The 15,492-nt window shown below is 63.3% G+C and carries 16 protein-coding genes; 13 read left to right on the forward strand and 3 right to left on the reverse strand.

Translation table 11 applies throughout. The features are described 5' to 3' along the window. Window positions 1-3 precede the first annotated feature (3 nt). The 9 genes from NKJ94_RS22250 (at window position 4) to NKJ94_RS22290 (ending at window position 8,424) form a co-directional block, all read left to right on the forward strand. On the forward strand, window positions 4-972 hold the full coding sequence (locus tag NKJ94_RS22250) for a small ribosomal subunit Rsm22 family protein (RefSeq protein WP_352527848.1): 969 nt from the start codon (window positions 4-6) through the stop codon (window positions 970-972). 206 nt (window positions 973-1,178) lie between these two features. Then, on the forward strand, window positions 1,179-2,669 hold the full coding sequence (locus tag NKJ94_RS22255; RefSeq protein ID WP_352527850.1) for a replicative DNA helicase: 1,491 nt from the start codon (window positions 1,179-1,181) through the stop codon (window positions 2,667-2,669). A gap of 21 nt (window positions 2,670-2,690) precedes the next feature. After that, a complete protein-coding gene (locus tag NKJ94_RS22260; protein ID WP_352527852.1) occupies window positions 2,691-3,296 on the forward strand; it encodes a hypothetical protein in 606 nt (201 codons plus the stop codon). Further along, window positions 3,296-4,714 carry a DNA repair protein RadA gene (radA, locus tag NKJ94_RS22265; protein ID WP_352527854.1) on the forward strand — a complete coding sequence of 473 codons (1,419 nt, stop codon included), beginning with the start codon at window positions 3,296-3,298 and terminating at the stop codon, window positions 4,712-4,714. Before NKJ94_RS22260 ends, radA begins: the two co-directional genes overlap by 1 nt. A 47-nt stretch (window positions 4,715-4,761) precedes the next feature. After that, window positions 4,762-5,430 (forward strand): CvpA family protein, encoded by a 669-nt coding sequence (locus NKJ94_RS22270; protein ID WP_352527856.1) that lies wholly within the window; start codon window positions 4,762-4,764, stop codon window positions 5,428-5,430. 125 nt (window positions 5,431-5,555) lie between these two features. After that, window positions 5,556-7,025 carry an amidophosphoribosyltransferase gene (purF, locus tag NKJ94_RS22275; RefSeq protein WP_352527858.1) on the forward strand — a complete coding sequence of 490 codons (1,470 nt, stop codon included), beginning with the start codon at window positions 5,556-5,558 and terminating at the stop codon, window positions 7,023-7,025. A gap of 14 nt (window positions 7,026-7,039) precedes the next feature. Further along, a complete protein-coding gene (locus NKJ94_RS22280) occupies window positions 7,040-7,309 on the forward strand; it encodes a hypothetical protein (protein ID WP_352527860.1) in 270 nt (89 codons plus the stop codon). A gap of 23 nt (window positions 7,310-7,332) precedes the next feature. Then, on the forward strand, window positions 7,333-8,079 hold the full coding sequence (locus tag NKJ94_RS22285; RefSeq protein ID WP_352527862.1) for an SDR family NAD(P)-dependent oxidoreductase: 747 nt from the start codon (window positions 7,333-7,335) through the stop codon (window positions 8,077-8,079). A 123-nt stretch (window positions 8,080-8,202) separates the two neighbouring features. Then, a complete protein-coding gene (locus NKJ94_RS22290; protein WP_352527864.1) occupies window positions 8,203-8,424 on the forward strand; it encodes a hypothetical protein in 222 nt (73 codons plus the stop codon). A gap of 164 nt (window positions 8,425-8,588) precedes the next feature. On the opposite strand, the gene NKJ94_RS22295 is transcribed toward NKJ94_RS22290, so the two are convergent. Then, window positions 8,589-9,095, reverse strand: a complete 507-nt coding sequence (locus NKJ94_RS22295) for an OsmC family protein (protein ID WP_352527866.1) — start codon at window positions 9,093-9,095, stop codon at window positions 8,589-8,591. A 184-nt stretch (window positions 9,096-9,279) separates the two neighbouring features. Between NKJ94_RS22295 and NKJ94_RS22300 the strand changes: the two genes are divergently transcribed. Together NKJ94_RS22300 and NKJ94_RS22305 are read left to right on the forward strand one after the other, a co-directional pair. Beyond that, complete coding sequence (locus NKJ94_RS22300) at window positions 9,280-10,167, forward strand: DMT family transporter (protein WP_352527868.1); 888 nt, start codon at window positions 9,280-9,282, stop codon at window positions 10,165-10,167. A gap of 58 nt (window positions 10,168-10,225) precedes the next feature. Then, window positions 10,226-11,134, forward strand: a complete 909-nt coding sequence (locus NKJ94_RS22305) for a DMT family transporter (RefSeq protein WP_502896118.1) — start codon at window positions 10,226-10,228, stop codon at window positions 11,132-11,134. A 197-nt stretch (window positions 11,135-11,331) separates the two neighbouring features. Here the strand turns inward: NKJ94_RS22305 and NKJ94_RS22310 are convergent, their stop codons facing one another. Continuing rightward, window positions 11,332-12,186, reverse strand: a complete 855-nt coding sequence (locus NKJ94_RS22310; RefSeq protein WP_352527870.1) for a LysR substrate-binding domain-containing protein — start codon at window positions 12,184-12,186, stop codon at window positions 11,332-11,334. 113 nt (window positions 12,187-12,299) lie between these two features. Between NKJ94_RS22310 and NKJ94_RS22315 the strand changes: the two genes are divergently transcribed. Together NKJ94_RS22315 and NKJ94_RS22320 are read left to right on the forward strand one after the other, a co-directional pair. Continuing rightward, entirely contained in the window at window positions 12,300-12,707 is a 408-nt protein-coding gene (locus NKJ94_RS22315; protein WP_352527872.1) for a tautomerase family protein, read from the forward strand. Between the two features lie 158 nt (window positions 12,708-12,865). Continuing rightward, complete coding sequence (locus tag NKJ94_RS22320) at window positions 12,866-15,088, forward strand: AMP-binding protein (protein WP_352527874.1); 2,223 nt, start codon at window positions 12,866-12,868, stop codon at window positions 15,086-15,088. A 25-nt stretch (window positions 15,089-15,113) separates the two neighbouring features. Here NKJ94_RS22320 and NKJ94_RS22325 read toward each other — a convergent pair whose 3' ends face one another. Next, window positions 15,114-15,377, reverse strand: a complete 264-nt coding sequence (locus tag NKJ94_RS22325; protein ID WP_352527876.1) for a hypothetical protein — start codon at window positions 15,375-15,377, stop codon at window positions 15,114-15,116. Window positions 15,378-15,492: the final 115 nt, after the last annotated feature.

Raw genomic sequence — 15,492 nt, forward strand, 5'->3', positions numbered from 1 at the left:
GCGATGGAACTGCCCGTCCCACTTAGACAAGGCGTCGACCGCCTTCTCGAAAGAGTGCCGTTGCCGATACTTAAGCAAGCGGCCAGGACGCTGTCGGACCGCTACCGCGCCGAGTTGCGCGACGGCCGCCTGCACATGGCCGAGGAGATAGCCGTGAAGGCCTATCTGGCAACGCGGCTGCCGGCGACCTATGCCGCCATCCGCGCCAGCCTCGATGCGGTCAGCGAGGCACGTCCGGATTTTTTCCCCAAAACCCTGCTCGATGTCGGCGCCGGCCCTGGTACGGTGCTTTGGGCCACAATCGATCTCTGGCCCGATCTCGAACAGGCGGTGCTGCTCGAGGCCGGTGCCGCGGTGCGACGCGTCGGCGAGGCGCTTGCCGCCGAGGCGGTCACTGCCAGGACCGCCTGGCGGACCGGCGACGTCACCATCGACCTGGCCGACCTGGAGCCGGCCGATCTGGTGACCTCAGCCTATGTGCTGGACGAGATCGCGCCGGCATCGCTGGCAAAACTTGTCGACAAGCTCTGGCAGCTGACCGCCGACACGCTGCTGGTCGTAGAGCCAGGCACGCCGGCCGGCTGGCAGCGCATCCTTGCCGTACGCCGGCAGCTGATCGAGGCGGGTGCGCACGTGCTGGCGCCCTGCCCGCATGAGGCGCCCTGCCCACTTGTCGCTCCCGACTGGTGCCATTTCGCCCGTCGCGTCGCCCGCTCGCGCCTGCACCGGCTGGCCAAGGATGCCGAGGTGCCGTGGGAGGACGAGAAATTCATCTTTGTCGCCGCCTCCCGCCATCCGGCCGCTCCGTCCCGGGCGCGGGTGATCGCACTGCCGAAATCGGGCTCCGGCAAGGTCTTGCTGAAGCTTTGCCAACAGGATGGTCATGCTGCCGAAAGACTGTTCACCAAGCGCGACGGCGACACGTTCAAGGTCGCGCGACGACTGAACTGGGGTGATGCATTGCCGGAATGACTGGCATCTATTTTCCTGTTTTGTTCTCACTCAAGAACGGCTAGGCTCGCTATCTTGATTCGAGTCAATCGAGATTCTTTCCACCGAAAGATCTTGGCTGTGAATCGCGGGCATCAAAGCTGGTTGGTTGGAGACTGATGCAGATAAGTCATCACCGACTTGTCTCGTTCTGATATCGAGAGACCGGGATCAGGACCGGGGACATCATGGCAGAGGCAGCACGAAAATTCGGCGTCGCGGAAACACCGCTCTATCGCGAGGCGCCAAACAACATCGAGGCCGAGCAGGCGCTGCTCGGCGCCATACTGGTCAACAACGATGCCTTCTACCGCGTCTCCGACTTCCTGAAGTCCGGCCATTTCTACGAGCCGCTGCACAGAAAAATCTTCGAGGTCGCGGCCGAGCTCATCCGCATGGGCAAGATCGCGACGCCGATCACGTTGAAGACCTTCCTGCCGGCAGACGAGAAGGTCGGCGACATGACCGTGGCGCAATATGTGGTGCGGCTGGCGGTCGAAGCCGTCACCGTCGTCAACGCCACCGATTATGGCCGCGCCATCTACGATCTCGCCACGCGGCGCGCCCTGATCACCGTCGGCGAGGATATGGTCAACATCGCCTATGACGCGCCGGTCGACATGTCGCCCTCCGACCAGATCGAGGATGCCGAGCGGCGCCTGTTCGAGCTTGCCGAGACCGGCCGCTACGACGGCGGCTTCGAGAGCTTCACCGACGCTGTCAAGACCGCCGTCGACATGGCCAACGCCGCCTATATGCGCGACGGGCATTTGTCGGGCGTCGCCACCGGCTTGCGCGACCTCGATCGCCGCATGGGCGGCCTGCAGTCGTCCGACCTGATCATCATCGCGGGGCGCCCCGGCATGGGCAAAACCTCGCTCGCCACCAACATCGCCTTCAATATCGCGGAGGCCTATGTCCCGGCGCAGCAGGCCGACGGCTCATTCAAGGCGGCCAATGGCGGCGTCGTCGGCTTCTTTTCGCTCGAAATGTCATCCGAACAGCTTGCCACCCGCATCATTTCCGAACAGACCGAAATCCCGTCGTCGAAAATCCGGCGCGGCGAGATCAGCGAGATGGATTTCGAAAAGCTCGTCGCCTGCTCGCAGACCATGCAGAAAATCCCGCTGTTCATCGACCAGACCGGCGGCATTTCCATCGCTCAGCTGTCCGCCCGCGCGCGTCGCCTGAAGCGCCAGCGTGGCCTCGACGTCATCGTCATCGACTATATCCAGCTGATGCAGGGATCGAGCGCGAAATCATCGCAAAATCGCGTTCAGGAAATCACCGAGATCACCACCGGGCTCAAGGCCTTGGCCAAGGAGCTGGCGGTGCCGATCATCGCGCTGTCGCAGCTGTCGCGCCAGGTCGAAAGCCGCGACGACAAGCGCCCGCAGCTTTCGGATCTGCGCGAATCGGGCTCCATCGAGCAGGACGCCGACGTGGTGCTGTTCGTCTACCGCGAGGAATACTATCTGAAGAACCGCGAGCCGAAGCCAGGCACTGACGAATACATCAAGTGGGAACACGAGATGAACGAGATGCGCGGCAAGGCCGAAGTCATCGTCGCCAAGCAGCGCCATGGACCGACCGGTTCGGTCAGCCTCGCCTTCCAGGGCGAGTTCACCCGCTTCTCCGACCTCGCCGAGGAGCATCATATACCGGACAGGTTTGAGTAGGTTTGGTCGCGGAGCATCCGATTGGATTTTAGCGATATCTATCAGAGGATAAAATTTGAAGCGTACGAAATCTCCGAGGAAGAACGCTCTCAACTCACCGACTATTTGAAGTCCGCAGGGTCGGCTTATCGCCTGGAAACCAACGCAGCGATATTGGTGTTTTGCTACTCGAGCGAACCGACGTCTGAGAATGTTGCATTGGTGAGGAAATTCCTTGCCAAGGATGTTGTCGACTATTCTCGAAGCGCGGCAGTGACTGGTCTTTATCGAGTTTGGAAATTGGGAGCGACCGCTGACATCAACGATCTGCTGGGCTTTTTGGCTCTTTCGTTGGACAAATCTCGGCACGACACCTCTCTGGCAGCGATCGGGTGCGCATTCCTTTTGATGCATCGTCTCAATGATCGTCGCCTCTCGACTGCCCTTATGAGATTGCTGGCGACGTTGCACGATGAAGTCAGGCGAGAGAACGACTTCGTGGTCAATTTATTCATCTATGCGTGTTGGTCGGCATATGACAATTGGGCTCAGAGAAACGGACAGCGCCGCATTCATTTCGATACAATCGAAGAGGCCCTGCCGGTCTACTGGGATCGTCCCAAATATCTCTTGGAATCGATAAACTGATGGCCAAATCCCGCGTCCAGTTCATCTGCCAGAATTGCGGCTCCGTGCATCAGCGCTGGGCCGGCAAATGCGATGCCTGCGGCGAGTGGAACACGCTGGTCGAAGAAGGCACGGCAGGCGGCATCGGCTCGGGCCCGGCCAACATGCGCAACGCCCGCAAGGGCCGCGCGGTGGTGCTGACCAGCCTGTCCGGCGATATCGAGGACGCGCCGCGCATCGTCTCCGGCATCGGCGAGCTCGACCGCGCCACCGGCGGCGGCTTCGTGCGCGGCTCGGCGCTGCTGGTCGGTGGCGATCCCGGCATCGGCAAGTCAACGCTGCTCACCCAGGCCGCAGCCGCACTAGCAGCAAAGGGCCACCGCATCGTCTATGTCTCGGGTGAAGAAGCCGTCGCTCAGATCAGGCTGCGCGCCCAGCGGCTCGGCGTCGCCGACACCCCGGTCGAGCTCGCCGCCGAGACCAATGTCGAGGACATCCTCGCCACCATCGCCGATGGCAAGCGGCCGGATTTGGTCATTCTCGATTCGATCCAGACGCTGTGGACCGACATGGCCGATTCGGCGCCCGGCACGGTGACCCAGGTGCGCGCCGCCGCACAAGCGATGATCCGCTACGCAAAGTCCACAGGGGCGGCGATCGTTCTGGTCGGCCACGTCACCAAGGAGGGCCAGATCGCCGGCCCACGCGTTGTCGAGCACATGGTCGACGCGGTGCTCTATTTCGAAGGCGAAGGCGGCCACCACTACCGCATCCTGCGCACGGTCAAGAATCGATTCGGGCCAACCGACGAGATCGGCGTCTTCGAAATGTCGGACAAGGGCTTGAGAGAAGTCGCCAACCCGTCCGAGCTTTTCCTCGGTGAACGCCACGCGAAGTCGCCGGGTGCGGCGGTTTTCGCCGGCATGGAAGGCACACGGCCGGTGCTGGTCGAGATCCAGGCGCTCGTAGCGCCATCGTCGCTCGGCACACCGCGCCGCGCCGTCGTCGGCTGGGACGGTGCCCGGCTGTCGATGATCCTGGCGGTTCTGGAAGCCCATTGCGGCGTCCGCTTCGGCACGCACGACGTCTATCTCAACGTTGCCGGCGGCTACCGCATTTCGGAGCCGGCGGCCGACCTGGCGGTGGCGGCGGCACTGGTTTCCTCGCTCACCGGTCTTGCCCTTCCCGCCGATTGCGTCTATTTCGGCGAAATCAGCCTTTCGGGTGCGGTGAGGCCGGTTGCGCATGCGCAGCAGCGCCTCAAGGAAGCCGAAAAGCTGGGTTTCGGAAGCGCGGTTCTGCCCTTGGGCAGCGAGGACGTTGTTGGTGGTATCGGGGTCGGGGGAATAGGAGCCGGTGCTTTCCAGCCCACCGAGCTTGCCGATCTCGTGGCGCGCATAGCCGGCTCACAGCGCAGCCGCGCCGACGAGCAAGAGTGATGCGGCTCGTCGAGTCGTGAAAAAGAGATCGGAGTGGGGCGAAAAACATGCCGATTACGCTGCTTGACGGAATTCTCGTCGGCTTCACCCTGGTCTCGGCGATGCTGGCCATGGTTCGCGGCTTTTCACGCGAAATCCTGTCGATCATCTCCTGGGCAGCTGCGGCGGCGGCGGCCTTCTTCTTCTACAAGCCGGTGCTGCCTTACATTCAGCCCTATGTCGACAACGAAAAGGCCGCCATGGCGGCGGCCGCCGGTATCGTCTTCATTGTCGCGCTGATCGTCGTTTCCGTCATCACCATGAAGCTCGCCGACTGGATCATCGATTCCAGAATCGGTGCGCTCGATCGCACACTTGGCTTCCTCTATGGCGCGGCGCGCGGCATCCTGGTCGTCGCTGTCGCGCTGCTGTTTTTCAATTGGTTGGCCGGCGCCAAGGCTCCAGGCTGGATTGCCAACGCCAAATCGCGGCCGCTGCTCGAATCGATCGGCGCCAAGGTGGAAAGCCTGCTGCCCGAGGATCCGGAAAACGCCATCCTCAACAAGCTCAACCCGAATCAGCCGGCTGTCGAGACGCCTCTGGCCCCCGACGCGCCTGCAGCGGAAGCACCTGCCGCCGGCGACGACGCCACCGCTCCGGCACCCGATGACAGCGACGCGCCACCTGCCGACAATGCGCCCGCAACCCCGCCGGCCAATCCGGCGCCGGCAAACTGATTTCGGCAAACCGACGGGCATCAAGACTGTCGATTATGTGAACGCCGCACGACGTGCGTTGCTTTCGATGCGCTATGACCTTATATGGCGACTTTAGCGGAGCTTGAGCCCCAATGGCAGACTCAGTGGCAGACGCAGACGACGTGCTTTCCGCCGAAGCCGACGACCATTTCCATGATGAATGCGGAGTGTTCGGCATTTTCGGCCGGCAGGACGCCGCAGCCATCGTGACACTCGGCCTGCACGCACTGCAGCATCGCGGCCAGGAAGCGGCCGGCATCGTTTCCTATGACGGCACTCAATTCCATGTCGAACGCCATGTCGGCCTGATCGGCGACACCTTTACCAAGCAGCGTGTCATCGACAGCTTGCAAGGCAACCGTGCCATCGGCCACACACGCTATGCCACCACCGGCGGCTCAGGCATGCGCAACATCCAGCCGTTCTTCGCCGAACTTGCCGACGGCGGCTTCGCCGTCGCCCATAACGGCAATCTCACCAACGCCATGACCGTGCAGCGCGCGCTGCAGAAGCAGGGCGCCATCTTCTCTTCCACCTCCGACACCGAGACGCTCCTGCATCTGGTTGCCACCAGCAAGGAGCGCGACCTCAACTCACGCTTCATCGATGCGGTGCGCCAGGTCGAAGGCGCCTTCTCGCTGGTGGCGATGACGGCCAAGAAGATGATCGGCTGCCGCGATCCGCTCGGCATCCGCCCGTTGGTGCTCGGCGATCTCGACGGAGCCTGGATCCTCGCCTCGGAGACCTGCGCACTCGACATTATCGGGGCGCGTTTCGTGCGCGACCTGAAGCCAGGCGAAATGGTCGTCGTCACCAGCAAGGGCATCGAGAGCCTGTTTCCATTCGAGCCGCAAAAGACCCGCTTCTGCATTTTCGAATATGTTTATTTCGCGCGGCCGGATTCGTCGGTCGAAGGCCGCAATGTCTATGAAGTGCGCAAGCGCATCGGCGCCGAGCTGGCGCTGGAAAGCCCCGTCGAGGCCGACATCGTCGTGCCGGTGCCGGATTCGGGCACCCCGGCGGCAATTGGCTTTTCGCAGGCCGCGGGCATTCCGTTCGAGCTCGGCATCATCCGCAACCATTATGTCGGCCGTACCTTTATTCAGCCCGGCGATTCGATCCGCCACATGGGCGTCAAGCTCAAGCACAACGCCAATCACCGCATGATCGAAGGCAAGCGTGTGGTGCTGGTCGACGATTCCATCGTGCGCGGCACCACCAGCCAGAAGATCGTGCAGATGGTGCGCGATGCCGGCGCCAAGGAAGTGCATATGCGCATTGCCTCGCCGCCGACGCGCGCCTCCTGCTTTTACGGCGTCGACACGCCGGAGAAATCGAAGCTGCTGGCATCGCGCATGTCGGTGGAGGAGATGGCCGAGTTCATCCGCGTCGATTCGCTTGGCTTCCTCTCGATCGACGGGCTCTACCGCGCCGTCGGCGAAGCCAGCCGCGACAACGAGCAGCCGCAATTCTGCGATGCCTGCTTCACCGGCCAGTATCCGACCCGGCTTGCCGATTTCGAAGGCTCCGACAATGTGCGCACGCTGTCGCTGTTGGCGGCGGGCGGGTCTTAGCAGACGCTGCTTCAATGCTGAAGCTGTTCTGGCTGGATTTTGAAGAAGGACGCCGCCACGGTTTTCCGATGGGCGTCGGCATCACCGCAGAAGACGAAACGGATGCGGTAGATCTCGCCAAAACACGGTTGTTTGCCAGCGGAAAATTTCCAACCGCCTACAGGATCGAGATCATCCCCGATCTGGACACCCTGGACCAGAACCATGTCAGGCCGAATATCGGCCATTACCTGCGTCGGGGAATCTGGTTTCCGACCGGTTATGATAGTAGCTGGTCTCCGTAACCTTTGATCTTCAGAGTGACCTCATGATTTCTGCCCTTGACCTCTCCGGCCGCGTCGCGGTCGTCACCGGTGCCTCGCGCGGCATCGGCTACTTCATCGCCCTGGAACTTGCCGCCGCTGGTGCGCATGTGATTGCGGTTGCCCGCACCGTCGGCGGATTGGAGGAGCTCGACGACCAGATCAAGGCGGGTGGCGGACAGGCGACGCTGGTCCCGCTCGATCTTGCCGACATGACGGGGATAGACCGGCTGGGCGGCGCCATCCACGAGCGCTGGGGCAAGCTCGACATACTGGTCGCCAACGCCGCGGTGCTCGGCGTCATTTCGCCGATCGGCCATGTCGAGGCCAAGACCTTCGAAAAGGTGATGACCATCAACGTCACTTCGACATGGCGGCTGATCCGCTCGGTCGACCCGCTGCTCAGGCTCTCCGACGCCGGCCGCGCCATCGTGCTGTCCTCCAACGCCGCCCATACGGCACGCGCCTTCTGGGCCCCCTACGCAGCGTCGAAAGCGGCGGTCGAGACCATGATGCGTTCGTGGGCGCATGAGACGGAAAACCTGCCGCTCAGGGTCAACGCCGCCGACCCAGGTGCGACGCGCACTGCGATGCGGGCGCAGGCCGTACCCGGCGAGGATCCGGAAACGCTGCCGCATCCCTCGGAGATCGCGAAGCGCATCGTGCCGCTGGCTGATCCTGAGCTCAAGGAGACGGGACTAATCTTCCAAGCCAAGCATAACCGCTTTGTCACCTACCGGCAGCCGGAGTAGATGGGCGATATCACGCGGCTGTGATGCCGTGGCTTTACGCCGCGCTCCGGCCCAGCTTTCGCCGCTTGTCCGGAGTTGATAGGATCGCGTCGACTCCCACAACAAACAAATTGAGGAAATCCTATGGCGGCTCCGAGCGTAGCGTTGGTTTGGTATCTGGTCATTGCTGGTCCGCAAGGCGGCATGGTCGTGCTGCCCAGCACCTTCGACACCCGCGAACAATGCACCTCCGCCGTCACCGAATACCAGAAGCAGCCGACGCCGGCCGGCTGGTCGGTGCAGTGCGTGCCGAGCGCCTCGCCATTCACCGACGAGGGCGATGCCGAGGAGCCGTCGGCGCAGTAGAGCTTAATCTCCCCCCTCGAGGGGGAGATGTCGCCGAAGGCGGCAGAGGGGTCGGCACGTCCTGACGCGGCTCTCCATCGCGGACAAAGGAACGCTGGCGCTCCACGCGTGGCGACCCCTCTGGCCGCCGGCCATCTCCCCCTCAAGGGGGGACATCAGCAACCTCAGCGCCGTGCGTTCACGGTCAGTTCTGGCTTCTGGTTGATGGTCTGGAACACCACGCAGTAGCGCTCGGTCAGCTTGATCAGCGCATCGATGCGCTCCTGCGGCTCGTCGGTGTCGAGACCGAATGTCAGCCGAATGGCGCGGAAGCCAACCGGCGCATCCCTTGCCACGCCAAGCGTGCCGCGAAAGTCGAGATCGCCTTCGGCTTCCACCGTAGCGGCCCCAAGCTTGAATTCCAGCGCCGTGGCCACCGCCTTCAGCGTGACGCCGGCGCAAGCCACCAGCGCCTCCAACAACATGTCGCCGGAGCAGAGTTCGAGGCCGGAACCGCCGGTTGCCGGATGCAGCCCGGCAACGGCGAGCGCCCGGCCCGTCTCGACCTTGCAGGCGATCGATTGGTCGTCGATCGAGCCCTTGGCCCGTAGAGTAATCAGCGCGCGCGAGGCGTCGTCGCGATAGGCCTCCTTCAGCGGCGCCTGCATGGCCTTCAATGCGATCGCGTCCATTTTCGTTTCTCTCCCATAGTTGCCCGGCATCGCTGCGCAACGGCGATGCCGCCTGCCCCAAACGCAAGTCCCCGCTGGCGTAGCGCTTGGCAAGATTTCGCCCGTATAGCCTGACGATACGGGCGCCCGACATCCAACGCCTTCACACCGTCTCTCGCAACACATTCGTAAGGCCGCCGGACATATGGCCGATATCGCCATTCTGGACACCCGCGAAAGGGTTCGTGCCGGCATCCTGTTCACCGGGGCTGCCTACCTGCTGTTTTCGATGCAGGACGCCTCGATCAAGCTGCTGGTCGTCGGCATAAGTGTCTGGCAGATCATGTTCATCCGGAGCGCCATCGTTCTCATCGCATGTGCGGCATTTGGCGGGCGCCAGCTGTTCGACGACACTGCACGCTCGCGGATCGTCAGGCCGATGTTCGTGCGCAGCGCCTTCACACTCGCCGCCTGGCTCTGCTACTACAACGCCGCCAGATATCTCCAGTTGGCAGAACTAACGACCATCTATTATGCCGCGCCGATCATCGTCACCGTGCTTTCGGTGCTGATGCTCGGTGAAAAAGTGCCGATGTTGCGCTGGCTGGCGGTTCTGATCGGTTTTGCCGGAGTCTTCGTGGCCTGTGACCCCGCCCATCTCGGTCTGTCGATGCCGATGCTGCTGGTGCTCGCCGCCGCCCTGCTCTGGGGCATCGCCATCGTGCTTTTGCGCAAGACGGCGATGGCAGAGCGCACGACAATCCAGCTCATCCTCAATAATTTTTACTTCCTGGTGTTTTCGGCGGTGCCGGCCCTGCTTTTGTGGCAGAGACCCGATTGGAACCAGATGCTGCTGCTGCTCAGCGTCGGCGCGTTGGGCGGCGTCGCGCAATACCTCTTGTTCGAAGGTATGAAGCGGGCGCCGGTGTCGATCGTGGCGCCGTTCGAATACACGTCCCTGGTCTGGGCCTTCGCGCTCGGCTTTGCGATCTGGGGCGACGTGCCGCGCCGCGAGGTACTTCTCGGAGCCGCGCTGATCTTTACGGCCGGCCTGCTGATCATCGGCAACGAACACTTCCGCAAGCGGCTTTAGAATGAGGCAACCGTTGCTGACACTATGGTGTCAGGACTGGGCAGCGTAGGCTGGTGAGATGACGGAATCGCTGGACATGCCAGGCACGGTGGAAAGCGCCCGCGAACGTACCCTTGGCATCATCCTGGTCTCGGCGTCGGCGGCCGTCTTCGGCCTCACCGGCGTGCTGACCAAATCGATCCATGCCGACCCGCTGACCATTACCTGCTGGCGCGGCTTCGTTGGCTCGATCCTGATCAGCCTTTATGTGCTATGGCGCCGCCACCGCTCCGGCGGTCGCGACAGCCTGCGGCTCGGCTGGCGCGGCTGGCTGCTGGCGATCGAGGGCGCGCTCGCCAGCATCGCCTTCATCTCGGCGTTCAAGTTCACCTTTGTCGCCAATGTCGCGATCATCTATGCCACCGCCCCTTTCGTCACCGCGCTGCTGGCCTTGCTGCTGGTGCGCGAACCGTTCCGGCTGCAGACGCTTGCCGCCGCCGCCGTGTCACTGTGCGGGGTGGCAATCATGGTCTGGTCGGGCTTCGGCACCGGCCATCTGTTCGGCGACGGGTTGGCGCTGCTGATGACGATCGGCAGCGCTCTCTACATGATCATGGTGCGCGCCTTTCGCGATACGCCTGTGGTGTGGGCGGGTGCGGTGTCGGCATTCCTTCTGTTCGTGCTCGGCTGGTTCGTCACCGATCCGCTGGCCGTCTCGGCCACGGACGCAGTGCTTCTAGCCACCTTCGGCTCCTCGTTCGCGCTGGCCTCGATCCTGTGGACGGAGGGCGCCCGGCTCATTCCGGCAGCCGAGTCCGGATTGCTGGGTTCGGCCGAAGTGCCATTCGCGATCCTGTTCGCCTTCCTGTTCCTCGCAGAGATCCCGCCGCCCGCCAGCATGGTCGGCGGCGCCATCGTACTTTGCGCGGTGTTCGCTCACGCCGGCCGCGACTGGCTGATGGCCAGGCAGCGCGCTGCGGATGCCTGACCAAATCCTCGCCGCGCCCGAGGGCGAGTTGGTGGTCCGATCACGGGAAATCCGTTCCTGAAAATAAATTTGAAAAGTCATGGAACCATCATCGGGCTCAGGCATTATGGCTGCGACGGGCCACCCCAAGTCCCCCCAAACCCCTCGGCCCGTCCTACTCAGAAGCCGACCGCAAGGTCGGCTTTTTCTTTGCTGGCTCAATTGGCCAAGGCCAGGTTGCCGCTGAACAACGCGGCCAGATCCTGCGCCGGCCGGTCGGCGTCCTCACGCAAGCGGATGGCGAATTCCGCGATCGGCACCGGCGGCAGATCAAGATCGCGCGGCGCCTCGACGATGCCGGAATGAGCGAAGCGCGCCGTCCTCAACGTTAAGGCGATGCCGGCGTGCACCGCCGTACGCAGGCCGGCCAGGCTGGCACTCCCGGCAGCAATGCGGTAGCGACGGCCGGCCGCATCCAGTGCACTGGTCGCCGCTTCGCGAAACCCGCAATGGGGATCGAGCAGCGCCAAGGGCAATTCCTTCTGGCGGGTGGCCAGCCCGTTCTGAGAGCAAAGCCAGATCATTGGCTCCCTGAGCACGCCGACTTCGTCCCGCGTCGGCACCTGTCGCATGGCAATGGCCAGATCAAGGGTGCCGGCTTGCAGAGCCTGCGCCAGTTCGGCGGAGCGGCCGACGCGCAATTCGATCCTGACGCGCGGATGGCTGACAGCGAAGGCCCTGAGAAGTTGTGGCAAGCCGCTGTCGGCGAAATCCTGCGTCGTGCCGATGGCGACGCGCCCATTGGCACGCGCCCCCTTCAGCGCCAGCCATGCATCGCGGTGCGCAGCAAGAATGCGCCGCGCATGGCCGACCAGATCCTCGCCCGCCGGCGTCAGGCTACGGCCTCGCCCCTGCGGCACCAGCAGCGGTTCGCCGACAACATCCTCCAGCCGCTGCATCTGCGCGGTCACTGCGGACGGCGAGCGGCCGACGATCGACGCAGCCTGCGCCAACGAGCCGCCATCGACGAACGCGAGGAAAGTCTTGAGGAGGTCGGGATCGAGCGCCTGCATAATTCGATAATATCAAAGTATTTATCAAAAACAATTCGATTTTCATGACGCAAGAATGATGGCATGATTTGTCGACGGCGAAGAGACGCCACTTGAAACCGAGGAGAAGAAACATGCCGATCATCAATGTCAGCGTTACCGGCAAGCCCGATGCCGCTTTGTCCGCCGCTATTGCCAAGGAGTTGACCGAACTGACGGCCACGCATCTGCGCAAGGACCCGACGATCACAGCTGTTGCCATTTCCTATCACGACCCCGAGCACTGGTTCGCCGGCGGCAAGTCGCTGGCCCAGCACGGCGCCAACACGGCTTGGCTCGACATCAAGGTTGTCGACGGCACCAACACCAAGCTCGAACTGGAAGCATATCTGCAGGCAATCTTCGCCGCATTCGGCCGGTTGCTGGGCAAGGTGCATGAGGAAAGCTACGCCCTCGTGCACGAAGTGCCGGCGGCCGCCTATGGCTTTGGCGGCAAGACGCAGGAATTCCGCTTCATCAGCGGAAGGATGAAGGCGGCGTAGCTGCCTTTTATGGAGAAGGCGGCCGAGCCCACTGGTGACAAGGGTGACAAGAGAGAAGGAAGAATGAAGCCGCATTGACGTTGATCCAACTTCGGCTAGGTTCTCACCCGAAGCGGCCACCGAAGAGCCGCGACGTGAGATTGTTGGGAGATGCGGCGATGATCCTGACACTGGCGCTGCTTGCGGGTCTTGTCGCGGCCTGGCTGCTGATCGGCGTGGTGGAGAAGTTCCGCCTCGGCCTGCGCTTGAGCCAGGCGCTGCTCTACGTGCCGTTCAAGCTCGCCTACCGGCTCAGTGACGAGCGCGTCAAGATTGCCCGCAAGTCGGCGGCCCCGGTCATCTACGTCATTTGGCATCAGTCGCGCATCGAGCCGGCGCTGATGTTGTCGCTGCTGCCGGAGGACACGCTGCACATCCTCGACCAGGCTTCGGCCAGATCGCCGTGGCTGGAGCCGTGGCGCGAGCTTGGCCGCACCATCGGCTTCAACGCCGAGCATGTCTTCGTCAGCCGCAGATTGGTGCGGGTGCTGAAGGGCAAGGGCCGGCTCGCCGTTTACCTGCCGGATGCGGTCGAGCCCGACGTCAAGTCGTTTCGGTTGTTTCGTGCCATCACCCGTATCGCCATGCAGGCCGACGCCCGCATCGTGCCGATCTTCGTTGCCGGGGCGCGCAGCCTGCCGGCGTCGCTGACGCCGGCGGACAAGGCGCCGCGCCATTGGTTTCCGCGGCTGTCGATCAGCGTGCTGGAGCCGATGACCATCGCCGAGCTGGTGGCGCGGAACCCCGATCAGGCCTCCAATACCAATGCGCTGTTCGATCGCTTCGCCGAGGCCAGGCTTTTCGGCAATGATCTCGACCGAGGGCTGTTCCTTGCCATGCGTGATGCCGCCGACCGCGTCGGCGCCTCGCATGCGATTATCGAGGACGTCGTCGGTGGTGCGCTGAGCTACCGGAAAATGTTTATCGGCGCCAGGGTTTTGGGCCGCCGCTTCGAGGCAATTACCGCGCCGGGCGAAGCGGTAGGGCTGCTCTTGCCCAACGCCAACGGCGTCGTGCTGTCGTTCGTCGGTGTTTTGTCGGCCGCGCGGGTGGCAGCGATGATCAACTATACCGCCGGCCCGGCGAGCGTCACCGCCGCCATCCGCACGGCGGTAATCCGCACCGTGGTCTCCTCACGCGCCTTTGTCGAAAAGGCCAACCTCGCCGACATCGTCGAGGCGGTGGAAAAAGGCGGGGCGAAACTGCTGTGGCTGGAGGATGTTCGCGCAAGCGTGACCGCGCTAGACAAGCTCGCAGCCGCCTTGCTGTGGCGCTGGCCGTTGCAACGCCAGGATGCGGCCAAGCCGGCGGTGATCCTGTTCACCTCCGGCTCGGAAGGCACACCCAAGGCAGTGGTGCTGTCGCACCGGAACCTTCTTGCCAATGCGATGCAGGCCGAAGCCCGCATCACCATCTCGCCGGCCGACATCCTACTCAACGTGCTGCCGGTGTTCCACTCGTTCGGCCTGACGGGCGGCACCATCCTGCCGCTGGTCACCGGAGTAAAGCTGTTCCTCTACCCCTCACCTCTCCACTACAAGCTTATTCCGGAGGTGGCGCGCAAGGTCCGCCCAACCGTGATGTTCGGCACCGACACGTTCCTCGCCAACTATGCCCGCACCGCCAAGGACGGCGATTTTTCCAGCCTGCGCTTCGTCGTCGCCGGTGCCGAGGCGGTGAAGCCGGAGACGCGCCGGGTTTATCGCGAACGCTTCCAGGCCGAGATCATCGAAGGTTTCGGATTGACCGAGGCCGCACCGGTGGTTGCCGTCAACACCGCCCTCCACGGTCGCGACGGCACCGTCGGGCGGCTGCTGCCGGCCATGCGCATGAAGCTGGAACCGGTCGAAGGCATCAGCGACGCCGGCCGGCTGTGGCTCGACGGGCCGAACCTGATGATGGGCTACATGACCGGCGATCGGCCGGGCGAACTGCAGCCGCTCGAAGGCTGGCACGACACCGGCGATATCGTGTCGGTCGATCGCGAAGGCTTTATCACCATTCGCGGCCGCGCCAAGCGCTTCGCCAAGATCGCCGGCGAGATGGTGTCGCTTGGTGCGGTCGAGCTGCTGGTGCAGTCGCTGTGGCCGGAAGAGCATCACGCCGTGGTGGCGGTGCCGGACAAGCGGCGCGGCGAGCGCATCGTTCTGGTCACCACCGCCGACAATGCCGATCCCGACGAATTGCGCGAATTCGGCAAAAAAGCCGGGGCGGCCGAACTGATGGTGCCGAACGACATCGTCAAGGTCGAGGAGATCCCGGTGCTGGGCTCTGGCAAAACCGACTATGTCTCGACTAGAAAACTGGCACTCGAGAGGCTGGGACTGAGCGCTGCCGCCTGAAGTTTTCCAGACCTCGTCGAAAACTCTAGAGGACCGCTACCGATAACAGCAGAATGACGCCGACCGCCATCATCAGCAGGCCCGGCCAATTCTGTGAAAGGCCGAGAAAACGGAGCCCGCGCCGTCGCGGCTCCAGGGTTGGGCCTGGTGTTGCGAGATTTGGCGTCGGGCTGTGCCGAGCGGTGGAAAAGGGGGTCGGATCGCTGAGCCGCCCGCGCATGACGGCTGCGACCGCCATATATACAAGGCCGGCGACAGTCAGCAGCGCGCCGATGAGGATGACAGCCATTTCTCCTCGCTTTTTCCTCAGGTTCTACGCCTGTTAGGCGACCTTGGCGACGCAATCCCGAGCTGCCGCTTGGACGCATTTATCCACAAACGGTCAAGGCGCCCAGCAAGTTCCC

Source organism: Mesorhizobium sp. M0060 (assembly GCF_040323155.1).
In the GTDB taxonomy this organism is placed as follows: Bacteria; Pseudomonadota; Alphaproteobacteria; order Rhizobiales; family Rhizobiaceae; genus Mesorhizobium.